Source organism: Variovorax sp. CCNWLW186 (genome assembly GCF_037203865.1).
GTDB lineage: Bacteria > Pseudomonadota > Gammaproteobacteria > Burkholderiales > Burkholderiaceae_C > Variovorax.
The window spans coordinates 156,624-178,318 of the sequence record NZ_JBBCBO010000010.1 but is presented as its reverse complement, the minus strand read 5'-3'; the positions used below and the strand labels follow the sequence as shown (position 1 = coordinate 178,318).

Genomic DNA, 21,695 nt, shown 5'->3' with positions numbered 1-21,695 from the left:
CAATCACCGCGCTTTTTTGTTTTTCCGCCCGAGGTTTTTTCCATGATCCAGATCACGCTTCCCGACAACTCGCGCCGCGAGTTCCCCGGCCCGGTTTCGGTGGCCGAAGTTGCCCAGTCCATCGGACCGGGGCTCGCCAAGATGACGGTGGCCGGCAAGGTCGACGGCAAACTGGTCGACGCCAGCGACGTCATCGACCGCGACGCCAAGCTGCAGATCATCACGCCCAAGGACGACGAGGGCCTGGAGATCATCCGCCACTCGACGGCCCACCTGGTCGGCCATGCGGTGAAGCAGCTGTATCCGACGGCCAAGATGGTGATCGGCCCGGTGATCGAAGAGGGTTTTTATTACGACATTTCGTACGAGCGCCCGTTCACGCCCGAAGACATGGCGGCCATCGAGGCGCGCATGCGCGAGCTGATCGCGCAGGACTACGACGTGGTCAAGAAGATGACGCCCCGCGCCGAAGTCATCGAGGTGTTCAAGTCACGCGGCGAAGACTACAAGCTTCGCTTGGTCGAGGACATGCCCGACGAGCAGGCCATGGGCCTGTACTACCACCAGGAATACGTGGACATGTGCCGCGGCCCGCACGTGCCGAACACGCGCTTCCTGAAGGTCTTCAAGCTGACGAAGCTAGCCGGTGCCTACTGGCGCGGCGACGCCAAGAACGAGCAGCTTCAGCGCATCTACGGCACGGCCTGGGCCGACAAGAAGCAGCTCGACCAGTACATCCAGCGCATCGAAGAGGCCGAGAAGCGCGACCACCGCAAGCTGGGCAAGGAACTCGAGCTGTTCCACATCGACGAAGTGGCGCCGGGCGTGGTGTTCTGGCACCCCAAGGGCTGGGCCGTGTGGCAGGCGGTGGAGCAGTACATGCGCGGCATCTACCGCGACACGGGCTACTGGGAAGTGAAGGGCCCGCAGATCCTGGACAAGAGCCTGTGGGAGAAAACGGGCCACTGGCAGAACTACCGCGACAACATGTTCACGACGGAATCGGAAAAGCGCGAATACGCGCTCAAGCCGATGAACTGCCCTGGCCATGTGCTCATCTTCAAGAGCGACCTGCGCAGCTACCGCGACCTGCCGCTGCGCTACGGCGAATTCGGCCAGTGCCACCGCAACGAACCCAGCGGCGCGCTGCACGGCATCATGCGCGTGCGCGGCTTCACGCAGGACGACGGCCATATCTTCTGCACGGAAGACCAGATCCTCGACGAGTGCATTGCGTACACGGAACAGTTGCAGAAGGTGTATGCCGACTTCGGCTTCACGGACATCCTCTACAAGGTGGCCACGCGGCCCGACAACCGCGTGGGCTCCGACGAGCTGTGGGACAAGGCCGAGCATGCGGTGATGGAGGCGCTGCGCCGCTCGGGCGTCGACTTCATCATCTCGCCCGGCGACGGCGCCTTCTACGGCCCGAAGATCGAATACACGCTGAAGGATGCGCTGGGCCGCCAGTGGCAGTGCGGCACGATGCAGGTCGACTTCAACACGGCCGAGCGCCTGGGCGGCGAATACGTGACGGAATCGAGCGGCCGCGCCCACCCCGTCATGCTGCACCGCGCCATCGTGGGCAGCCTGGAGCGCTTCATCGGCATGCTGATCGAACACCATGCCGGCGCACTGCCCGCATGGCTCGCTCCGGTGCAGGTGGCGGTGCTCAATATCAGCGAAGGGCAGGCGGATTACGCCGCTTCAGTGGCGAAAACGCTGCAGAATCAAGGGCTTAGGGTTCAGTTGGACCTGCACAACGAGAAGATTACGTATAAAATACGCAAGCATTCGTTGCAAAAGCTTCCCTATATCCTCGTCGTAGGCGACAAGGAAAAGGAAGCCGGTGCCGTCGCAGTGCGCGCCCGGGGCAATCAAGACCTCGGTGCAATGTCCCTCGAATCGTTCGTACTACGGCTCGTTCAGGATATTGCTGACAAGCGTTGATTTGTCCCGGAAGCACCCTCACATGTGTTGCCTGACCCAATCATGCCGCTTGTTCGCGAGAACTGACCGGCGTCCGCTACAGATTTTGTAGCAACTTTTGAAGGATTCTGACCATCGCTACTGCATTTCGCGACCGCCGCCACCGCGAGGAACGCCAACACCGCCTGAACCGGGAAATCATGGCCCCGGAAGTCCGCCTTGTAGGCCCGGAAAACGAGCCATTGGGTGTTATGAGTCTCTCCGAGGCGTTGCGCCTCGCCGGTGAGGCTGACGTGGATCTGGTCGAGGTCGTTGCCGCGGCCAACCCGCCTGTCTGCCGTCTGATCGAGTACGGCAAGTTCAAGTACCACGAGCAGAAGAAGGCAGCCGAGGCGAAGTCGAAGCAGAAGGTCATCGAGGTCAAGGAAATCAAGTTCCGGCCCGGTACCGACGATGGTGACTACAACATCAAGATGCGCAACATCAAGCGCTTTCTTGAAGAGGGTGACAAATGCAAGATCACGCTGCGCTTTCGCGGCCGCGAGATCACGCACCAGGAGCTCGGTTTGGCTTTGCTGCAGCGCATTCGCGATGAGCTTGGCGACCTGATCGTCGTCGAGCAGTTTCCGAAGCTCGAAGGCCGGCAGATGATCATGATGATCGCTCCGGGCCGCAAGAAGCCGGGCGGCGGTACCGCCAAGCCGGCGTCGTCGGAAACGTCGGCGCCTGCAGCAGCCTGAAAAGGCTGGTTGAGCGACAGAGAGATAGCAGGGTTTGAAGAATTTCGCCCCTGCAGGCGCTTCGAAAGAAGGGCCGGCAGGGGCGGAGTAAAGAAGTGTCTCGGGGCCAACAAGTCCGTGGAGTATCCGCGGCGCCTCACGAGCACAAACTAAAGGAGCATTCATATGCCCAAAATGAAGACCAAGAGCAGCGCGAAAAAACGTTTCCGCGTTCGTCCCGGTGGCACCGTCAAGCGCGGTCAAGCCTTCAAGCGTCACATCTTGACCAAGAAGACCACCAAGAACAAGCGTCACCTCCGTGGTGCCGTGGCAGTGCATGAGACCAACATGGTTTCCGTCGCCGCCATGCTGCCCGGCCGTGGCATTTAACTCAGACGAACAAGGAGTACACACATGCCTCGCGTCAAACGTGGTGTAACGGCTCGCGCCCGCCACAAGAAAGTTCTCGCACTCGCCAAGGGTTTCCGTGGTCGCCGCGGTAATGTCTTCCGCATCGCCAAACAGGCGGTAATGAAGGCTGGGCAATATGCCTACCGTGACCGCCGCACCAAGAAGCGCGTTTTCCGTCAACTGTGGATCGCGCGTATCAACGCCGCCTCGCGTGAACTGGGCCTGACCTACAGCCAGTTCGCAAACGGCATCCGCAAGGCCGGAATCGAGATCGACCGCAAGATGCTTGCGGACATCGCAGTGCACGACAAGGCCGCTTTTGCCGGCATCGTGGAGCAGGTCAAGGCCAAGCTGGCTGCTTGATCCTGTACAGCAGGGCGGCTGTCTTCGTGGCAGCCTCCTGCGCCCACGACACAAGGGCTGGCGCTTGAAAAGGCTCCAGCTCTTTTTTTATTTCCCCCGCCTATTTTTTGTTGCTATGAACGAGTTGGACTCCCTGGTCGACACCGCACGCGTTGCCTTCGCCGAAGCGAAAACGCCCGCCGAGCTCGAGAACGCCAAGGCGCAGTTCCTTGGCAAGTCGGGCCGCATCACCGAGCTGATGAAGGGCATGGCCGCGCTCAGCGTCGACGAGAAGAAGTCGCGCGGCGCCGCAATCAACGTCGCCAAGCAGGCCATCGAGTCCGCACTGACCGAGCGCCGCCAGCAGCTGGCGGACGAAGAGCTTTCGCAACAGCTGCGCGCAGAAGCCCTCGACGTGAGCCTGCCTGGCCGCCGCCGCATTCCGGGCGGCCTGCACCCGGTGAGCCGCACCCTGGAGCGCATCGAGGAGATCTTCTCGAGCATGGGCTTCGACGTGGCCGACGGCCCGGAGATCGAGAGCGACTGGCACAGCTTCACCTCGCTCAACAACCCGCCGAACCACCCGGCGCGTTCGATGCAGGACACCTTTTATGTCGACCTGAACGGCGACGACGGCATTCCGTACAACCTGCGTCCGCACACCAGCCCGATGCAGGTGCGTTATGCGCATCAACACATCAAGAAGTACGCGGCTGAGTTTGCCGCCGCGGCAGCCGACGCCACCGGCATCGTCAAGGCGCCCGAGATCCGGGTGATTGCGCCGGGCCGCACCTACCGCGTCGACAGCGACGCCACGCACTCGCCCATGTTCCACCAGTGCGAAGGCTTGTGGCTCGGCGAGAACGTGAGCTTCAAGGACCTGAAGGTCATCTTCACGGACTTCTGCCGTACCTTCTTCGAGAGCGACGACCTCGTGCTGCGCTTTCGCCCGAGCTTCTTTCCGTTTACCGAGCCCAGCGCCGAAATCGACATCCAGTTTGCGAGCGGCCCGCTGGCCGGCCGCTGGCTCGAAGTCGCGGGTTCGGGCCAGGTGCATCCGAACGTGGTGCGCAACATGGGCCTCGACCCGGAGCGCTACATCGGCTTTGCCTTTGGCATGGGGCCCGACCGGCTCACGATGCTGCGCTACGGCGTGAACGATTTGCGGCTGTTCTTCGACGGCGACTTGCGCTTTCTCTCGCAGTTCCAGTAAGCACCCATCCATAGAAAAACCGAATACGAGATCGAAGAGATGCAATTCCCGGAATCCTGGCTGCGCGAGTTCTGCAATCCGCCCCTCGGCAGCGCCGAACTGGCCGAAACGCTCACCATGGGCGGCTTCGAGGTCGAAGAGCGCCGCCCCGTCGCGCCGCCCTTCAGCCGCATCGTGGTCGGCGAAATCAAGGAAGCCGTGCAGCATCCCAATGCCGACCGCCTGCGCGTGTGCCAGGTTGATGTGGGGCAGGGCGCTTTGCTCAACATCGTGTGCGGTGCACCCAATGCGCGTGTCGGCATCAAGGTGCCCTGCGCGCTGGTCGGCGCTGAACTGCCGCCGGGCGAAGACGGCAAGCCCTTTCTCATCAAGCTCGGCAAGCTGCGCGGCGTCGAGAGCCAGGGCATGCTGTGTTCGGCTCGCGAACTGAAGCTCAGCGAAGACCACGGCGGCCTGCTCGAGCTCGATGCCGATGCACCCATTGGCGCCGATGTGCGCGACGTGCTCAAGCTTGACGACGCGCTGCTCACCCTCAAGCTCACGCCCAACCTTGCCCACGGCCTGAGCGTCTACGGTGTTGCGCGCGAGCTCGCAGCGCTCACCGGCGCGCCGCTCAAGACGCCCGCCATCCCGCCGGTGGCCGCATCGTTTGCCGACGTGTTGCCGGTGAAGGTGGAAGCGCCCGAACTCTGCGGCCGTTTTTCGGGCCGCATTGTGCGCGGTGTGAACACCAAGGTGGCCACGCCGGCATGGATGGTCGAGCGGCTTGCGCGCTGCGGCCAACGCAGCGTGACGCCGCTGGTCGACATCTCGAATTACGTGATGTTCGAATACGGCCAGCCCAGCCACATCTTCGACCTCGACAAGATCCATGGCGGCCTCACGGTGCGCTGGGGCAAGGCGGGCGAACAGCTCAAGCTGCTGAACGGCAACACCATCAGCGTCGACGACAAGGTGGGCGTGATTGCCGACAACGAGGCCGTCGAGTCGCTCGCCGGCATCATGGGCGGCGACGCGACCTCGGTGTCCGACGACACCCGCAACATCTACGTCGAGGCCGCCTTCTGGTGGCCCGAAGCCGTTCAGGGCCGCTCGCGCCGCTTCAACTTTTCGACCGACGCGGGGCATCGCTACGAACGTGGTGTCGATCCGAGCCGCACGGTCGAGATCATCGAGCGCATCACGCAGCTCATCATCGAGATCTGCGGCGGCCAGGCCGGCGCCATGGACGACAAGATCCTGAATGTGCCCGAAGCCATGCCCGTCACGCTGCGCGTGGCACGCGCAGCGCGCGTCATCGGCATGCCGCTCTCGCAAGCGCAGTGCGCCGACGCGCTGCGCCGCCTCGGCTTTGCGCTCAGCGAAGGCGAGGGCACATTGACCGTGACCCCGCCGCCGCACCGCTTCGACCTGCTGATCGAGGAAGACCTGATCGAAGAGGTTGCACGCCTGATCGGCTTCAACAACCTGCCGACCACTGCGCCGCTTGCACCCATCACGGCGCGCGTGCGGCCTGAAGCCCGGCGCAGCCGCTTCGCGGTGCGTCGCAGCCTGGCGGCGCTCGGCTACCAGGAAACCATCAACTTCAGCTTTGTCGAGGCGCACTGGGAGCAGGACCTGGCGGGCAACGCCAATCCGGTGAAGCTGCTGAACCCCATTGCCAGCCAGATGAGCGTGATGCGCTCGTCCTTGCTCGGCTCGCTGCTGCAGGTGCTCAAGTTCAATCTGGACCGCAAGGCGCCGCGCGTGCGCGTGTTCGAGCTGGGCCGCGTGTTCATGCGCGACGACAGCGTGACCACCACCGACAGCACCGTGCGCGGCGTACACCAGCCGATGCGGGTGGCCGGCCTTGCCTGGGGCGATGCCGAAGAAGCACGCTGGGACGGCAAGCCGCACCGTGTCGACTTCTACGATGCCAAAGGCGACGTCGAAGCATTGCTCGCGCCGCTGGTGCCGAGCTTCGAGGCGGCCGAACATCCGGCCCTGCACCCTGGCCGTTCCGCGCGCGTGCTGATCGACGGCAAGGCCATCGGCTTTGTCGGCGAACTGCATCCGCGCTGGCGCCAGAAGTGGGACTTTGCGCTGGCCCCGGTGGTTTTCGAACTTGACCTCGACGCCGTTGCCGCGCGCCCCGTGCCCGTGGCAAAGCCTGTGCCCAAGCACCAGGCCGTCGAACGCGACATCGCCGTGGTGGTGGCCGAGGCCGTCACGCACAATGCGTTGATGCAGACCATCCATTCGGCTGCGGCAGCCCAGGGGCTGCTGCGGGACGCCACGCTGTTCGACATCTATCGCCCGCAACCTGCGCGCGACGGTGCCGTGCCGGCATCGGGCGCCCTGGCGCAAGGGGAGAAGAGCATGGCGGTGCGCCTGAGCTTCCAGGACGACAACGCCACGCTGACGGACGAGCAGGTGGAGCCCGCCGTGCGCGCCATCGTCGAACAATTGAGCGCCAAGCTCGGCGCACGCCTGAGGGGTTGATGAGAATGAACGCCGCGGAATTCACGCTCGAAGCCCTCGAAACGCCCGCACTCACGAAGGCGCACCTGGCCGACCTGCTGTTCGAGCAGATCGGCCTGAACAAGCGCGAATCCAAGGACATGGTCGAGGCGTTTTTCGACCTCATCGCCAACAGCCTGATCGAAGGCACGGACGTGAAGATCTCCGGCTTCGGCAACTTCCAGATCCGTGTGAAGGCGCCCCGGCCGGGCCGCAACCCGCGTACCGGCGAAGCCATTCCGATCGGCGAGCGCCGCGTGGCCACCTTTCACGCAAGCGCCAAGCTGAAGGAACAGATTCACGGAAGCATCGAGCAGAGCGGCACTTCCGAAGTCGAGTGGAGCCTGGGCGCCGAATAGTGCTTGGTGCTGCGCGGGTGCGTAGAGTAATCTCTAAGGTTTCCCGCGCACGGTCTTGATTTCAATGGAAATAATGGAGAAAGCGCTCCCGCCGATTCCCGTCAAACGCTACTTCACCATCGGTGAGGTCGGCGAACTTTGCGGCGTCAAGCCGCACGTGCTGCGCTACTGGGAGCAGGAATTCACGCAACTGCGCCCCATGAAGCGGCGCGGCAATCGGCGCTACTACCAGCACCATGAGGTGCTCATGATCCGCCGCATCCGCGATCTGCTCTACGACCAGGGCTTCACCATCAGCGGTGCGCGCAACAAGCTGCAAGAGCTGGTGCAGGGCGAGCGCGACCGCCGCAAGGCGGGCATGGTGCCGCTCGAGGGCATGGAGGCCGTCGAAATCGATCAGGAAGAGTTCGATGCGGCCGTTCACGAGGACGATCCCGCATCCGAAAGTGCCGTTCGCACGATCGATCCGTCGCAGTTGCTGCACCTGCGACGCGAACTCTTTGAAATTCGTGAGCTGCTGACCGTCGGACGGTGATTTCAGCCGGCTATAATCGAGAGCTTCGGTGTGTGGCGCAGCCTGGTAGCGCACTTGCATGGGGTGCAAGGGGTCGAAGGTTCGAATCCTTTCACACCGACCAATAAAACGTCAAAGGGCGTCCGGTTTCATCACCGGACGCCCTTTTTCATTGGGGAAAACAGGGGGCGGCCGTGCAACGCGGGGAAAGCGTGACATCCCCCTCGGGCAGGATCTGGCGTCGGCAGCCGCGCCCGAAGCTCTTCGCCCTCAGCCCGCTTCTGCTGGCCGCGCGTGGCGCGTCAAACTTGCGGCAGTCTCTTGAAGAACCAGCTGCCGATCCGGGTCATCGCTCGCATATGGGCTTGAAAGCAGTTGAGCCATCAGTTGATCGAAGTGATGCCTGACCCTTTCCGGGGCGGGGTGTGCCATGTACATCGCGCGCAGCATCGACACGATCGCGCTGATCCGCGCGTCAAATACTTCGGATTCGCCGATGCGCCCTGCCGCCTCAGAAGCGATCCATTGATCTTCTAGGGTCATGTTGATGCCACCGTTCGCGGCCCTGATGCGTGTGAACCGGCGCTGGTCTGTTGTCGCTTTTGGCGCAGATCGGGCAACCGGTGATCAGTAAAATTAGAACAAAGGAATTACATTTTAGTTCAGCTGGGGCAGGGATTTCAGCCTGTTGTAAATACCACCAAAGCTATAAATTTGCCCTCGCTTGATACGAAATGCATCACATCTGATGCCAATGCAAGTACGATCCTGCTGTGAGAAGCATCACACTCGAGGTCATGAATGAACCACTTGCTGGGCAAAGAGGCGGCTGTAGCGATGTTCCGGGAGCTCCTGCATGAAGCGGAATTCGGTTCGCTGAACTGCGTGGCGCTCCGCATCTTTCGCTCGGATGGTGCTGCGGAAGATTTCGTGGTTGGAGGAACGGCGCAACAACAGGTCGGAGCTTCGGTCGAGCCGCAGCACGAGTTGGCTCAACGATGACGCAAGCTGCTGCCGCGAAGCGCCGGGGCTTCGCGCGGGCCACAATTTCCAGATAGATCAACGGGTTGGCGCCGCACGCTCCAACCCGTTTTCACTGTTTGCTCTGGTCCGGTGTTGTCAGCCGCGCCGGGCCGCCTCGATCGCGGCGATGTCGATCTTTTTCATCTCCATCATCGCGTCGAACGCGCGCTTGGCTGCCGCGGGATCGGGGTCGGCAATAGCGGCAATCAGGACGCGGGGCGTGATCTGCCATGACAGTCCCCACTTGTCCTTGCACCATCCGCACGCGCTTTCCTGCCCGCCGTTTCCGACAATCGCATTCCACAGCCGGTCGGTCTCGGCCTGGTCGTCGGTCGCCACCTGAAATGAAAAGGCCTCGTTGTGCTTGAACGCAGGTCCGCCGTTCAGTCCGAGGCAAGGAATGCCCATCACGGTGAATTCGACCGTCAGGATATCGCCTTGCTTGCCCGAGGGGTTGTCACCGGGAGCCCGGAGGACCGTGCCCACCGCACTGTCCGGAAAGGTCTCGGCATAGAACTTGGCGGCGTCCAGCGCGGTGCCGTCATACCAGAGGCAAATCGTGTTTTTGCTGACCATCTTGGTTCTCCTGGGTTGGGGGAAAGATCGATGCGAGACGGTCTTCGTCGCATCGGCGGTAGGCACCGGACCATACGCAAGTACAGATCCGATTGCGAGCGGCGCAACTGTTGGCCGCTTTGAGTGACGCACGCTGGATGGCTGCTGGCGTCGCGAGGAAAAAGCCATTGCTATCATCGAAAAATGCGGCCCGGAACAACCGCCCTCGCGAAGGAAACCATGTGCGGCTCAAGCTGAGAACCAAGACGGCACTGCTGGTCACCTCGCTGGTGCTCGCGCTTGTTGGCGCAACGGAGTGGTGGCAGTACCGCAACCTGTCCGGCGAATATCTCAACCTGATGCGCGACCAGCAGCAGGCCCTGACCGATAGCGCCGCGGCCGATCTCGACTACAAGCTGGGCGTTCACCTCGCCGCCCTGGAGCGCGCGGCCCGGGAGATCGGCGCGCGCGGCTTCGACGACCCTGAAGCGCGGCAGCGCTTTCTCAAGGACCGCGACTTGCTCGCGATGTTCGACAATGCCGCGCTCGCCGGCCCGGACGGCGCCATCGTCGCCATCAACCCGCCTGCCGACCACCCTCCGAACATTGCCGACCGCGATTACTTCCGGCAGGTGCGCGACCTGAGGCAGCCCACCATTTCGGCGCCGCTGCTCACCAAGGACAGCAAACAGCCTGCCGTGGTCATGGCCGTTCCCGTCGACGCACCCGACGGCCGGCTCATCGGCGTGCTGGGAGCGGCGCTCAATCTGCAGCGCGCCAACGTGCTCGGCGACATGAGCCGAGCCACCATCGGCCGCGGCGGCTACTACGTGATCGTCACACGCGATGCGTCTCCGCGCGTGGTCATGCATCACGATGCGAGCCTGCTGCTCAAGCCCGCGAGCGCGATGGTGGTCGCATCCGCCGACGACACCCGCAACGACCTGGCGACGCGTGCCATTGTGCGCAGTGCCGACTGGGACCTGCGCCTCGTCGTGCCGGCGGAAATTGCCTACGCACCGCTGGAGCAGGCGAAGCGAAGCCTGCTGCTGCAACTGCTGTGGCTGGGCCTGGGCTGCGCGTTTCTCGTGTGGATGGGTACGTCGTGGGCAATGCGGCCGCTCGATGCGCTCACCAATGCGATTCGCACCTTGCGGCAATCGCCGGACAGCCAGGTCAAGCTCGATGTCGTCGCCACCGACGAGCGCGGCGATCTGGCCCGTGAGTTCGACGCGCTCATGGCCGAGCTGCGCGAGCAGCGGCTCGAGGTGGCCGCGGTCACCGATGCATCGCCGGTGGGATTGTTCCGCTCCGACACCGAAGGCCGCGCGACTTATGTGAACGACGAGTACCTTGCGATCCACGGCCTGGAGCGGAAAGACGCCGCGCTGGGTTGGCTCACGCTGGTGCGCGAAGACATCCGGGAGAAGGTTCTCAAGGAATGGATTCGCCTCGTGAATACGCCCGAACCGTTCAGCGCCACGCGCCGGCTCCACCGCAAGGATGGAACCCGGGTGCTGGTGGCATTGAGAAGCCGCCCCGTGATTGTCGGAGGCCGCGTACTCGGGCACGTCGGAACGGTGACGGACATCACCGAGCGCACCCGGGCCGAGCAGGCCCTTCGCACGCTCACCGCCGTATTCGACATGACGACCGACTACATCGTGCAGATGGATGCGGCGGGGCGGCTCATCTACATGAACCCGGCCGCCCGCCGCCGCACCGGCCTGCGTCTCGACGCGCCGATCGAGCAGCTGAGCGTGAACGACTTCAATCCGCCCAAGACGATCGAACGGTTCAGGTCGGAAGTGGTGCCTGTTGCCGTCGGCAAAGGCATCTGGGTGGGCGAGTCGATGGTGTGGGACGACCAGCGCCAGGAGTTTCCGGTCAGCCACATGGTGATTGCGCACCGCGACAAGCACGGCAAGGTGGAGTACTTCTCGGGCCTGATGCGCGACATCTCGGCGGCCAAGGCGGCCGAGCAAGCGCTGCGCGAGAGCGAACACCGCCTGCGCATGGTGACCGACCACCTGCCCGCGCTGATCTCGTACCTCGACTGGGATCTGCGCTTCCGGTTCGTCAACAAGGCCTACCAGGACTGGTTCGGTGTCGAGCCCGAACAGCTGATCGGCCGCAGCATGCGCGAGTTCTACGGCGACGAGGCCTGGGCCCAGATGGAGCCGCATCTGCGCGCTGCGCTGGCGGGGCGCCAGGTGACCTACGAGCGGAGGGTGGAGGGCCCCGGCGGGCGCCGCGACATCCAGGCCACGCTGGTTCCGGAGCGCAACGAACAGGGCCGGGTGATGGGCCTCTACACGCTGGACAGCGACATCACCGCGCACCACGAGGCGGAAGAAGCCCTCCAGGAGAGCGAAGCCCGCCTTCGCACGGTGGCCGATGCGCTGCCCATGCGCGTCGCCTATATCGATGCGGACGAGCGCTACCGGTTCAACAACCTCGCCTACGAGCGCGAATTCGGGCTCTCGCGGGACCAGATCCAGGGGCACACCGTGCAAGAGCTCCTGGGCGGTGCGGCCTACGAATCGGTAAAGCCGCACATCCGCGCCGCGCTGGCGGGGGAGGTCGTCACCTTCCAGAGCGAAGACACGCAGAGCGACAGCTACAACTGCTACGAGGCCCAGTACATTCCGCAACCGGCGGCCAATGCCGACACCATCGTCGGCTTCCATGCGGTCATCACCGACATCACGCGCCAGAAGCTTGAGGAGAAGCGCCTGGTCAACCTGGCGCAGATCGATCCGCTCACCGGCCTTGCCAACCGCGCGGGCTTCGAAGCGCGCTTGACCGAGGCCATGGACCGCAGCCGCGGCGCCGGTGCGCTGATGGCGCTGATGTACCTGGACATCGACGGTTTCAAGCAGATCAACGACCAGTTCGGCCACCAGGCCGGCGACGAGCTGCTGAAGGGGTTCTCGAACAGGCTGTCGCAGGGCCTGCGTTCCAGCGACGTTCGCGCGCGCCTCGGCGGCGACGAGTTCACGGTGATCATGGAAGGCCTGCCCAATGCGGACATCGCCCTTTCCACTGCCGCGAAGCTTGTTGCGACCATGCAGGCGCCGTTTGCCCTGGAGTCGCAGTTGACCATCAGCATCACCGCGAGTATCGGGCTGGCGTTCTACCAGGGCGGCGATGCCACTGCCGCCACTCTGGTCAGGCGCGCGGACGAGATGCTCTACCAGGCCAAGAGGTCCGGCCGCAACAACGTCAAGGCGGCGCTCCTGCCGGTGGAAAACAGCGTGTAGCTCCATGTCGAGCGCTGACGACGAGCCGTTGCCTCTCTTACCCCGCTTAGCCCGCCGGCTGTAGCTGCGGCTGCTTGCCGGCGTGGTCCGTGCGCGGGAAGGTGAGTGCGATGAGCACCGCGCCAAGTCCCACGGCCATCGAGCCGATGTACATCCAGGCGTAGCTGCCGTAGCGGTCGAAGAGCCAGCCGCCCAGCACCGGGCCAAGCGCCATGCCCAGGCTGGACAGCATCGACGCCGCGCCCAGCACGGTGCCCAGGATCCTGGCGCCGAAGTAGTCGCGCGCCAGCACCGCATAGAGCGGCATCACGCCGCCATAGGCGAGGCCGAAAACAATGGCCACGGCATAAAAGCCGCCCAGCTGGTTGACCAGCAGGTAGCTCGCGGCGGCAAAGGCCTGGATCAGCAGCCCGGCAACGAGCACCCGCTTGGCGCCCAGCCGGTCTGCCAGCACGCCGAAGAGCAGGCGCCCTCCCAGCCCGGCCGCGCCTTCCATGCTGTAGATGGTGACGGCCGCGAAGGTGGGAAGGCCGCAGCCGATCGCATAGCTGACCGTGTGGAAGATCGGCCCCGAATGCGCCGCGCAGCAGGCAAAGAACGTGATCCCGAGCACGAGGAATGCGCGCGAGCGAAGCGCCTGCCCCACCTTCATTTCCGGCGCTGGTGCTGCCCCTCCGGCAGGCGAAGCGGAAGCGGCTGCGGGCGCCGCGCGAATGAGCCAGACCGCAGGCAGCAGCACGACCCACGCGCCGATGCCGATGATCAGCTGCGCCATGCGCCAGTCGTAGTGCGTCACCAGCCACGCAGCCAGCGGAGAGATGGTCATCGGCGCAACGCCCATGCCGGCCGAGACGAGCGACACCGCCAGGCTGCGATGCCTGTCGAACCACGATGCGGTGGTTGCAATCACCGGCGCGAAGAAGCTGCCGGCGGCAATGCCCATCATCACTCCGTAGAAAAGCTGAAACTGGAGCAAGGTCGACGCACGGCTCGCCAGCACCGTCGAGAGCCCCAGCAGCACCGTGCCCGCCAGCACCACCACGCGCGGGCCGTAGCGGTCGCTCAGCGCGCCCCAGCCGAAGCCGGCCACGCCCATGCTCAGGAAGGCCAGCGTCATGGCGCTTGAAATGCCTGCCCGCGACCAGCCCGTGGCCGCGCTCATCGGCTCCAGGAAGACTGCCAGCGAGAACAGCACGCCAATGGCCACGCAGGTCATCAGCGCGCCGGCGGCAACAATGGACCAGTTCGAATCGAGCGCGTCGGCCGGGCGCGCGGAGGCACGGATGTTCATCGTCTTGCTCCGGAAGAAGTATGGATACAGTGAACCAATTGGTTGACTATAACGACATTTCTTTTTTTGCGCACGCTCCCGGCGCCGGCGCAATGCAGCGGTGAGCTGCGCGGTACTAGTCGGCGGAGGCGGATCGCATGCCGAGCTTGCGCAGCATCCGGTGGAAGTTGCTGCGGTCGATGCCGGCCTCGCGCGCGGCGTTGGCCACATGTCCGTTGTGGCGCGCGAGCGCATCCGCGAGCCATGCACGCTGGAAAGCGGTCGTTGCTTCGCGCAACGTGCCGCCGGCGGCGAGAGCAAAGCTGGCGTGGCCGCCGTCCGTCGGTGCCTGGGCAAGCGGCGTCTGTGCGGACCCCGTCGCATGGCTCCCAGCAACCGCGGCATCCAGCGCCAGGTGATGCGGCTCGATCGCCGTCCAGCGCGCGCCGCGGCCCTGCTCCGTGAAGGCCCTGAGCGATGCGCGGCTGATGACATGCTCGAGCTCGCGCACGTTGCCCGGCCAGCCATGTGCAAGGAGGGCGGCCTTCGACGCAGGTGAAAGCCGCAGGTTGCGCGCACCCAGCCGATGCTGGTTTTCTTCGAGAAAGCCGCCAGCCAGCGCCACCACGTCGCGCCCGCGCTCGCGCAGCGGCGGCACGACCAGCGGATACACCGAGAGACGGTGGTACAGGTCGGCACGGAAGCGGCCCTGCGCAATGGCGGCGGGCAGGTCGCGGTTGGTGGCCGCAATCACGCGAACATCGACCTTCAGCGTCCGGTCGCTGCCGGGCCGCTGCACCTCGCCGCTTTGCAGCACGCGCAGCAGCTTGGCTTGCACCGTCAGCGGCAGTTCGCCCACTTCATCGAGAAAGAGCGTGCCGCCGTCGGCAATCTCGAACTTGCCGTTCCGGTCCTGCACCGCGCCGGTGAACGCGCCGCGCTTGTGGCCGAAGAGTTCGCTGTCGGCGAGCGTCTCTGGCAATGCCGCGCAGTTCACCTGCACCAGCGGCTGGTCGCGCCGCCGCGAGCGCGCATGAAGGCGCTGCGCCACCAGGTCCTTGCCCACGCCCGTCTCCCCGAGCACCAGCACAGTGAGGTCCGATGCCGCGACCGTATCGATCTCGCTGCACAGCTTCTTCATGGCGGCGCTGCTCCCGAGCAGTTCGCGCGTGGCACCGGGCCCCGAGCGCAACGCCTGCGCCACGGCCTGCTCGCGCATGGCGCGCGCTTCCATCTCCTGGATCGTGTGGGCGGATTCGATGCCGGTTTCCACCAGCGCAACGAGCGCGTCGAGCTGTGCCGGGCTTACCGATTCGAACGCGCCGGGCTCCAGCGCATCCAGCGTCAGCAGGCCCCACACGGCGCCGCGCAGGCGAAGCGGCGCCCCCATGCAGTCGTGCACCGGCAGGATGCCCGGCTGCCCCGCGACCAAGCCGTCATAAGGGTCGGGCAGGCCGCAGTCGTGCGCAAAGCGCAGGCCTTGCCCGCTCTCGAGCAGGCGCGCAAAGCGCGGGTGCGATGCCACCGGAAACTGCCGCCCCAGGGTCTCGTCGCTCAGGCCGTCCACGGCAAGCGGCCGCAGCACGTCGCCATCGAGCCGCAGCAGCGCGGCGGCATCGCACCGCACCAGGCCGCGCGCCGCGGCAAGAAGCGAGCGGTAACGCTGGCCTTCGGAAGCGGCGTCGGGCTCGGCCGTGGTCGGATTGACACTTTGTGTGGTCATAAATACAACATGATTGCTGTGGCGAATTTGACCACGCATCGAAAATCCCCAATGGTGGCGGGCACTTGCGCAGCGCCTGCGACTGGCACGGATCGTGAGAGAGAAGAAGCATCTCAACTGCCATCGCCGAGCCACAGATGAACCCGCAAACCATCGCCATCGTCAAGGCCACCGTCCCCGCGCTCCAGGCGCACGGAGAGGCCATTACCAGTCACTTCTACCGGATCATGTTCGAAGGCCATCCGGAGGTGAAGGCGTTCTTCAACGAGGCGCACCAGGCCGCCGGCAGCCAGGCGCGCGCACTCGCGGGCGCCGTGCTGGCCTATGCCATGCACATCGACCGGCTCGGCGAAATTGCCGGCGCGCTGCCGCGGATCATCCAGAAGCATGCGGCACTGGGCGTGCTGCCGGAGCACTACCCGGTTGTCGGCGGCTGCCTCCTGCAGGCCATCAAGGACGTGCTCGGCGACGCCGCCACCGACGAGATCATTGCCGCATGGGGCGAAGCCTACGAGTCGCTCGCGGCGATCCTGATTGCCGCCGAAGAAGAGGTCTACCGCAACAACGCCGCACAGCCCGGCGGATGGCGCGGCGAGCGCGAGTTTCGCGTTGCGCGGCGCGAGCAGGAGAGCGAAGTCATCACCTCCTTCTACCTGGAGCCCACCGACGGCGGCCCGCTGCTCGCGTTCTCGCCCGGCCAATACCTCACGCTGGTGCTGAACATCGACGGCGAGCCGCTCAGGCGCAACTACTCGCTGTCCGATGCGCCGGGCAAGCCCTGGTACCGCATCAGCGTCAAGCAGGAAGAGGGCGGCAAGGCGTCGAACTGGCTGCATGAGAACGCGGCCGTCGGAACGGTCCTGAAGGCGCAGGCGCCCTGCGGCGACTTTGTGCTGCAGCCCGCGGGCGAGCAGTCGCGTCCGCTGGTGCTGGTAACGGGCGGCGTTGGCATCACGCCAGCCATGAGCATGCTCGAATCCGTGGCGCACACCGGCCGGCCGGTGCACTTCATTCATGCGGCGCGGCATGGCGGCGCCCATGCATTCCGCGAGCGTGTCGATGCACTGGCGGCGCAGCATGCCAACGTGAAGCCGCTCTATGTGTACGACACGCCGCGTGAATCCGACCGGCCGCACGCCACCGGCTTCGTCACGCGCGAGTTGCTCGCGCAGCAACTGCCGGCCGACCGCGACGTCGACCTGTACTTTCTCGGCCCCAAGCCCTTCATGAAGGCGGTGTATGCCAGCAGCCTCGAGCTGGGCGTACCGAGGCAACAGCTGCGCTACGAGTTCTTCGGGCCGCTCGAAGCGCTGGAGGCGTAAAGGTCAGCAAGGCGCGTTCAGCGCCTACCGCAGCACCAGCACGGGCAGCATCGATTGTGCGAGCACATGCTGCGTTTCGCTGCCCAGCAGCAGGCGCTTGATGCCCTTGCGCCCGTGCGAAGCCATCACGATCAGGTCGCTCTTGTGCTTTTTCGCGGCGGCGACGATCGACTCCGCCACGAGATCGGAATTGGCCGTCGCCGTCTTGACTCGCACGCCGCTCTGCTCGGCGCGCGACTTGACGGTGTCGAGCATGGCCTGGGCCTTGTCGGCCCACTGCTTCTCTATGAGCGCAATGTCCTCGGGGGAGAACGACATCGCGCCGTCGAAGTAGCCTTTCGGGTAGCGCGGAACCACGTTGAGCGCCACCAGGTCGGCGTCGTGCGTTGCGGCGAGTGCAATGGCGCTCGTCACGGCCTTCTTCGAAAGCGTCGAACCGTCCGTGGCGACGAGGATGCGTTTGAACATGATGAGGGTCTCCGAAAGTCTGTGCCGCGAGCTTAGGCAGGCGGCGGCGCCGGGGGTTGATGCAGATCAACCGGCGCCATGGCGGCCGCCCTTAGCCTTGCGCGATGCAAGCTGCGCTCGCCCCGTTCTCTCCACCTTCATCGCCTGTGCCGGCCTCCAGCGAGGCATGGCGGGTACTGGACGATTCCGCCGAATGGCCGGTGTTCGGCCGCTTGCTGGAAGGCGATGCGGGCACGGGCCGGTGGGAGTCGCAGATCGCGGTGGAGGGCATGCATTGCGCCGCTTGCGCATTCACGGTTGAGGCGGCGTTGCTGCAAGTGCCGGGCGTGCTCGAAGCGCAGGTCAATGCCGCGAGCCATCGTGCGCGCGTGGTGTGGTCGGCGGCGGCCACGCGGCCTTCGCGCTGGTTCGAGGCGGCGGCCGCCGCCGGATACCCGCTGTTGCCGGCCTCGAACAGCTCCGCGCGCGAACGTCGTGCAAGGGAGCTGCGGCTCGCGCTCTGGCGCTGGCTCGTCTCGGGCTTTTGCATGATGCAGGTGATGATGTATGCCTACCCGGCCTACATTGCGCAACCGGGAGAAATGACGGCCGACGCCGCGCAGCTGCTTCGCTGGGCCTCCTGGGTGCTGACGCTTCCGGTGCTGTTCTTCTCGTGCGGGCCGTTCTTCCGCAGCGCATGGCGGGACCTTCGCCATGCGCGCATCGGCATGGACGTGCCGGTTGCCTTCGGCATCGCCATCACTTTTGCCGTCAGCAGCGCGGCTACCTTCGACACCGCGGGCGTGCTGGGCGGCGAGGTGTATTTCGACTCGCTCACCATGTTCGTGTTCTTCCTGCTCACCGGCCGGTGGCTCGAGGCGCGGCTGCGGGACCGCACTGCCGGCTCGCTCGATGCGGTGATGAACCGGCTGCCCGACAGCATCGAGCGGCTCGAAGCCGGCGGCGGCTGGCGGCGCGTGGCCGTAGGGCGCCTGGCGGTGGGTGACGTGGTGCGCGTGCTGCCGGGCGAGGCCTTTCCCGCGGACGGCGTGCTGATCGACGGCAGCACCAGCACCGGCGAGGCGCTGCTCACCGGGGAGTCGCGCCCGGTGCCGCGGGCCTGCGGCGAGCGCGTGCTCGCGGGCAGCCACAACCTCTCGGCCGCGGTGCAGGTGCGCATCGAGTCGGTGGGCGAGGGCACGCGCTTTGCGCAGATCGTCCGGCTGATGGAAAGCGCCGCATCGAGCAAGCCGCGGCTGGCCCAACTGGCCGACCGCATCGCGCGTCCGTTTCTTGTGCTGGTGCTGTTGTCGGCGGCGGGCGCCGCTGCGTTCTGGTGGCATGCGGACACCGGCAAGGCCCTGATGGTGGCTGTGGCCGTGCTCATCGTGACCTGCCCGTGCGCGCTGTCCCTTGCCACGCCGGCTGCCATGCTCACCAGCGCAGGCGCGCTGGCCCGCGGCGGCGTGCTGACGGCCAACCTGCAGGCGCTGGAAGCACTGGCCAGTGTCGACACGGTGGTCTTCGACAAGACGGGCACCTTGACCGGCGACACGCCGCGACTCGAGCGCGTGTACTGCCGCCAGGGCCTGCGTCCCGGCGATGCGTTGGAGATAGGCGCGGCGCTCGGCGCGCACTCCCTTCATCCGGGGGCACGTGCGCTCGTGAACGCATGGAATGCGCAGTTCCGTACTGCGCCTGCTTGGCACGTGACCCGGCCGGCCGAACTCGCGGGTCTGGGCCTCGAAGGCCTGCTGTGCCGACCCACCGGCGACGAAGATGCCGCGCGTCGCGTGCGGCTCGGCTCCGCAAGCTATTGCGGCGTGGCGCCGCTGCAGGTCGATGCACCGCAGGTTCACCTCTGCGACGAGCAGGGCTGGATCGCGAGCTTCGTGCTTGCCGAGGAACTGCGCGCGGACGCCGCCGCCGCCGTGGCCGCGCTGCAGGCGGAGGGCATCACGGTGCGCCTGCTTTCCGGCGACCGCGACAGCGCCGCCCGCGAGATCGCGGCGCGCGCCGGCATCGAGTTTGCGCAGGGCGATTGCAAGCCCGAAGACAAGCTGGAGGCGCTGTGGCGGCTGCAGGCCGAGGGCCGGCAAGTCGCGATGGTGGGCGACGGCCTCAACGATGGCCCTTCGCTGGCACGCGCCAATGCATCCTTCGCCTTCGGAAACGCGGTGCCGCTCTCGCGCGCGCGGGCCGACTTCGTGGTGCTCGGCGATGCGCTCGCGGCCATTCCACGCACCATTGCGCAGGCGCGCCGAACGCTGCGCGTGGTGCGGCAGAACCTTGCGTGGGCTGCCGGCTACAACGCCCTGTGCGTGCCGCTGGCCGTGGCGGGATGGCTGCCCGCGTGGCTCGCAGGCATCGGCATGGCAGCCAGTTCGCTGGTGGTGGTGCTCAACGCCGCGCGGCTCGCCGCCCCGGGCAACGCACCAGCGAGTGGAGCGGGGCGCTGATGGACATCCTCTTCCTGCTCATTCCGCTGTCGGTCATGCTGGTGCTCGTCATCCTCGGCGGGCTGTGGTGGGCCATCGAGCGGGGCCAGTTCGAAGACGTCGACGTGGAGGCCGACCGGATCCTGCGCGGCGATTGATCTGCATCAAACCCCGTGTCGGGTTGCAAAGAGACACTGCCTGCAGTCCACCAACAGGCACCACGATGCAAGAACCCAATCCTCCCGCAGCGGTCTACGACGACACCGTCGTGCGGCAGTTCGCCCTCATGTCCGTGGTCTGGGGCGTGGTCGGCATGCTCGTCGGCGTGATCATCGCCTCGCAGCTGACCTGGCCCGAGCTCAACCTCGGCATTCCATGGCTCGGCTACGGGCGGCTGCGCCCGCTGCACACCAACGCGGTGATCTTCGCGTTCGGCGGCTGTGCGCTCATGGCCACCAGTTTCCACGTGGTGCAGCGCACCTGCCAGGTCCGGCTGTTCGCGCCGGGGCTCGCATCCTTTGTGTTCTGGGGCTGGCAGGCGGTGATCGTCGCGGCCGCCATCAGCCTGCCGCTGGGCTACACCACGGGCAAGGAATACGCCGAACTCGAATGGCCCATCGACATCCTCATTGCAGTGGTGTGGGTGGCCTACGCGGTGGTGTTCTTCGGCACCATCGGCGTTCGCAAGGTGCGCCACATCTACGTTGCCAACTGGTTCTTCGGGGCCTTCATCATTGCGGTGGCGCTGCTGCACATCGTCAACAGCGCTGAAATTCCGGCGGGCTGGATGAAGAGCTACTCGGCCTATGCCGGTGTGCAGGACGCCATGGTGCAGTGGTGGTACGGGCACAACGCGGTGGGCTTTTTCCTCACGGCGGGCTTCCTCGGAATGATGTACTACTACATCCCCAAGCAGGCTGCGCGCCCGGTGTATTCGTACCGGCTTTCCATCGTCCACTTCTGGGCGCTGATCTTCACCTATATGTGGGCCGGCCCGCACCACCTGCACTACACGGCTCTGCCCGACTGGACGCAATCGCTCGGCATGGTGTTCTCGCTCATCCTCCTGGCGCCCAGCTGGGGCGGAATGATCAACGGCGTGATGACGCTCTCGGGCGCCTGGCACAAGCTGCGCACCGATCCGATCCTGCGCTTCCTGATCGTCGCGCTCTCGTTCTACGGCATGGCCACCTTCGAGGGCCCGATGATGTCCATCAAGACCGTCAACGCCCTGAGCCACTACACCGACTGGACCGTGGGCCACGTGCATGCCGGCGCATTGGGCTGGGTGGGCTTCATCACCATGGGCTCGCTCTACTACCTGATTCCGCGCATGTACGGCCGCACCGAGATGTACAGCGTCAAGGCCATCGAAGCCCACTTCTGGGTGGCCACCATCGGCATCGTGCTCTACATCGCGGCCATGTGGATCGCGGGCGTGATGCAGGGCCTGATGTGGCGCGCCATCAACCCCGACGGCACGCTCACCTACACCTTCGTGGAGAGCGTGAAGGCCACCTTCCCGTTCTACCTGGTGCGGCTGGTCGGCGGCCTGCTGTACCTCGGCGGAATGCTGGTGATGGCATGGAACGTGTGGATGACCGTCATCTCCGGGCGCTCGGTGCGCGCCGTGATTCCGGCCGCCGCCATTGCCCACGCTTGAGAAAT

19 protein-coding genes and 1 tRNA gene are annotated in these 21,695 nt (G+C 65.4%); 15 read left to right on the top strand and 5 right to left on the bottom strand.

Annotated features, from left to right (window positions below; genetic code table 11):
• Positions 1 to 42: 42 nt before the first annotated feature.
• The 9 genes from thrS to V9K97_RS14675 all read left to right on the top strand — a co-directional run bounded on the left by thrS (position 43) and on the right by V9K97_RS14675 (position 8,110).
• Positions 43 to 1,950 carry a threonine--tRNA ligase gene (thrS, locus tag V9K97_RS14715; protein ID WP_337318904.1) on the top strand — a complete coding sequence of 636 codons (1,908 nt, stop codon included), beginning with the start codon at positions 43 to 45 and terminating at the stop codon, positions 1,948 to 1,950.
• Positions 1,951 to 2,054: 104 nt separating this feature from the next.
• Positions 2,055 to 2,669 carry a translation initiation factor IF-3 gene (infC, locus tag V9K97_RS14710; protein WP_157616638.1) on the top strand — a complete coding sequence of 205 codons (615 nt, stop codon included), beginning with the start codon at positions 2,055 to 2,057 and terminating at the stop codon, positions 2,667 to 2,669.
• Positions 2,670 to 2,834: 165 nt separating this feature from the next.
• Positions 2,835 to 3,038, top strand: coding sequence for a 50S ribosomal protein L35 (gene rpmI / locus V9K97_RS14705; RefSeq protein WP_007832497.1), 204 nt, complete (start codon positions 2,835 to 2,837; stop codon positions 3,036 to 3,038).
• 24 nt (positions 3,039 to 3,062) lie between these two features.
• The gene (rplT, locus tag V9K97_RS14700; protein ID WP_012747009.1) at positions 3,063 to 3,422 is read left to right on the top strand and encodes a 50S ribosomal protein L20; all 360 of its coding nucleotides are present in this window, start codon (positions 3,063 to 3,065) and stop codon (positions 3,420 to 3,422) included.
• Between the two features lie 115 nt (positions 3,423 to 3,537).
• Positions 3,538 to 4,614, top strand: a complete 1,077-nt coding sequence (gene pheS, locus V9K97_RS14695; protein ID WP_258505355.1) for a phenylalanine--tRNA ligase subunit alpha — start codon at positions 3,538 to 3,540, stop codon at positions 4,612 to 4,614.
• A gap of 39 nt (positions 4,615 to 4,653) precedes the next feature.
• The gene (gene pheT / locus V9K97_RS14690) at positions 4,654 to 7,095 is read left to right on the top strand and encodes a phenylalanine--tRNA ligase subunit beta (RefSeq protein WP_337295182.1); all 2,442 of its coding nucleotides are present in this window, start codon (positions 4,654 to 4,656) and stop codon (positions 7,093 to 7,095) included.
• Between the two features lie 5 nt (positions 7,096 to 7,100).
• Positions 7,101 to 7,472 (top strand): integration host factor subunit alpha, encoded by a 372-nt coding sequence (locus V9K97_RS14685; RefSeq protein WP_012747012.1) that lies wholly within the window; start codon positions 7,101 to 7,103, stop codon positions 7,470 to 7,472.
• Between the two features lie 73 nt (positions 7,473 to 7,545).
• The gene (locus V9K97_RS14680; protein WP_337295181.1) at positions 7,546 to 8,007 is read left to right on the top strand and encodes a MerR family transcriptional regulator; all 462 of its coding nucleotides are present in this window, start codon (positions 7,546 to 7,548) and stop codon (positions 8,005 to 8,007) included.
• Between the two features lie 26 nt (positions 8,008 to 8,033).
• Positions 8,034 to 8,110 (top strand) — tRNA-Pro (locus V9K97_RS14675).
• A 146-nt stretch (positions 8,111 to 8,256) separates the two neighbouring features.
• Here V9K97_RS14675 and V9K97_RS14670 read toward each other — a convergent pair.
• Entirely contained in the window at positions 8,257 to 8,529 is a 273-nt protein-coding gene (locus tag V9K97_RS14670; RefSeq protein ID WP_258505504.1) for a hypothetical protein, read from the bottom strand.
• Between the two features lie 258 nt (positions 8,530 to 8,787).
• Here V9K97_RS14670 and V9K97_RS14665 point away from each other — a divergent pair, with 258 nt between their 5' ends.
• On the top strand, positions 8,788 to 8,988 hold the full coding sequence (locus V9K97_RS14665) for a hypothetical protein (RefSeq protein ID WP_337318902.1): 201 nt from the start codon (positions 8,788 to 8,790) through the stop codon (positions 8,986 to 8,988).
• A 117-nt stretch (positions 8,989 to 9,105) separates the two neighbouring features.
• Here V9K97_RS14665 and V9K97_RS14660 read toward each other — a convergent pair whose 3' ends face one another.
• Entirely contained in the window at positions 9,106 to 9,585 is a 480-nt protein-coding gene (locus tag V9K97_RS14660) for a VOC family protein (protein ID WP_258505506.1), read from the bottom strand.
• Positions 9,586 to 9,806: 221 nt separating this feature from the next.
• Between V9K97_RS14660 and V9K97_RS14655 the strand changes: the two genes are divergently transcribed.
• Positions 9,807 to 12,827, top strand: coding sequence for a PAS domain-containing protein (locus V9K97_RS14655; RefSeq protein ID WP_337318900.1), 3,021 nt, complete (start codon positions 9,807 to 9,809; stop codon positions 12,825 to 12,827).
• A gap of 46 nt (positions 12,828 to 12,873) precedes the next feature.
• Here V9K97_RS14655 and V9K97_RS14650 read toward each other — a convergent pair whose 3' ends face one another.
• Entirely contained in the window at positions 12,874 to 14,118 is a 1,245-nt protein-coding gene (locus tag V9K97_RS14650; protein WP_337318898.1) for an MFS transporter, read from the bottom strand.
• 115 nt (positions 14,119 to 14,233) lie between these two features.
• Positions 14,234 to 15,820, bottom strand: a complete 1,587-nt coding sequence (norR, locus tag V9K97_RS14645) for a nitric oxide reductase transcriptional regulator NorR (RefSeq protein WP_337318896.1) — start codon at positions 15,818 to 15,820, stop codon at positions 14,234 to 14,236.
• Between the two features lie 137 nt (positions 15,821 to 15,957).
• Between norR and hmpA the strand changes: the two genes are divergently transcribed.
• Positions 15,958 to 17,142 (top strand): NO-inducible flavohemoprotein, encoded by a 1,185-nt coding sequence (gene hmpA, locus V9K97_RS14640; RefSeq protein ID WP_337295159.1) that lies wholly within the window; start codon positions 15,958 to 15,960, stop codon positions 17,140 to 17,142.
• 24 nt (positions 17,143 to 17,166) lie between these two features.
• Here hmpA and V9K97_RS14635 read toward each other — a convergent pair whose 3' ends face one another.
• Positions 17,167 to 17,610, bottom strand: a complete 444-nt coding sequence (locus V9K97_RS14635; RefSeq protein ID WP_337295158.1) for a universal stress protein — start codon at positions 17,608 to 17,610, stop codon at positions 17,167 to 17,169.
• 104 nt (positions 17,611 to 17,714) lie between these two features.
• Here V9K97_RS14635 and V9K97_RS14630 point away from each other — a divergent pair, with 104 nt between their 5' ends.
• From V9K97_RS14630 to ccoN, 3 genes are all read left to right on the top strand, one after another.
• The gene (locus V9K97_RS14630; RefSeq protein ID WP_337318893.1) at positions 17,715 to 20,048 is read left to right on the top strand and encodes a heavy metal translocating P-type ATPase; all 2,334 of its coding nucleotides are present in this window, start codon (positions 17,715 to 17,717) and stop codon (positions 20,046 to 20,048) included.
• Positions 20,048 to 20,185 carry a cbb3-type cytochrome oxidase assembly protein CcoS gene (ccoS, locus tag V9K97_RS14625; RefSeq protein WP_258505513.1) on the top strand — a complete coding sequence of 46 codons (138 nt, stop codon included), beginning with the start codon at positions 20,048 to 20,050 and terminating at the stop codon, positions 20,183 to 20,185. Before V9K97_RS14630 ends, ccoS begins: the two co-directional genes overlap by 1 nt.
• A 65-nt stretch (positions 20,186 to 20,250) precedes the next feature.
• Positions 20,251 to 21,690: a cytochrome-c oxidase, cbb3-type subunit I gene (gene ccoN / locus V9K97_RS14620; RefSeq protein WP_281150186.1), complete on the top strand. Its 1,440-nt coding sequence runs from the start codon at positions 20,251 to 20,253 to the stop codon at positions 21,688 to 21,690.
• The last annotated feature ends 5 nt before the right edge of the window (positions 21,691 to 21,695 follow it).

Bases quoted from the DNA above. Each gene is read 5' to 3' on its own strand.
- ccoN (WP_281150186.1), top strand. From the start codon at position 20,251: ATGCAAGAACCCAATCCTCCCGCAGCGGTCTACGACGACACCGTCGTG.
- pheT (WP_337295182.1), top strand. From the start codon at position 4,654: ATGCAATTCCCGGAATCCTGGCTGCGCGAGTTCTGCAATCCGCCCCTC.
- norR (WP_337318896.1), bottom strand. From the start codon at position 15,820: ATGACCACACAAAGTGTCAATCCGACCACGGCCGAGCCCGACGCCGCT.
- V9K97_RS14680 (WP_337295181.1), top strand. From the start codon at position 7,546: ATGGAGAAAGCGCTCCCGCCGATTCCCGTCAAACGCTACTTCACCATC.
- rpmI (WP_007832497.1), top strand. From the start codon at position 2,835: ATGCCCAAAATGAAGACCAAGAGCAGCGCGAAAAAACGTTTCCGCGTT.
- V9K97_RS14660 (WP_258505506.1), bottom strand. From the start codon at position 9,585: ATGGTCAGCAAAAACACGATTTGCCTCTGGTATGACGGCACCGCGCTG.
- hmpA (WP_337295159.1), top strand. From the start codon at position 15,958: ATGAACCCGCAAACCATCGCCATCGTCAAGGCCACCGTCCCCGCGCTC.
- thrS (WP_337318904.1), top strand. From the start codon at position 43: ATGATCCAGATCACGCTTCCCGACAACTCGCGCCGCGAGTTCCCCGGC.
- V9K97_RS14635 (WP_337295158.1), bottom strand. From the start codon at position 17,610: ATGTTCAAACGCATCCTCGTCGCCACGGACGGTTCGACGCTTTCGAAG.
- V9K97_RS14650 (WP_337318898.1), bottom strand. From the start codon at position 14,118: ATGAACATCCGTGCCTCCGCGCGCCCGGCCGACGCGCTCGATTCGAAC.
- V9K97_RS14665 (WP_337318902.1), top strand. From the start codon at position 8,788: ATGAACCACTTGCTGGGCAAAGAGGCGGCTGTAGCGATGTTCCGGGAG.
- V9K97_RS14670 (WP_258505504.1), bottom strand. From the start codon at position 8,529: ATGACCCTAGAAGATCAATGGATCGCTTCTGAGGCGGCAGGGCGCATC.
- V9K97_RS14685 (WP_012747012.1), top strand. From the start codon at position 7,101: ATGAACGCCGCGGAATTCACGCTCGAAGCCCTCGAAACGCCCGCACTC.
- V9K97_RS14630 (WP_337318893.1), top strand. From the start codon at position 17,715: ATGCAAGCTGCGCTCGCCCCGTTCTCTCCACCTTCATCGCCTGTGCCG.
- rplT (WP_012747009.1), top strand. From the start codon at position 3,063: ATGCCTCGCGTCAAACGTGGTGTAACGGCTCGCGCCCGCCACAAGAAA.
- pheS (WP_258505355.1), top strand. From the start codon at position 3,538: ATGAACGAGTTGGACTCCCTGGTCGACACCGCACGCGTTGCCTTCGCC.
- ccoS (WP_258505513.1), top strand. From the start codon at position 20,048: ATGGACATCCTCTTCCTGCTCATTCCGCTGTCGGTCATGCTGGTGCTC.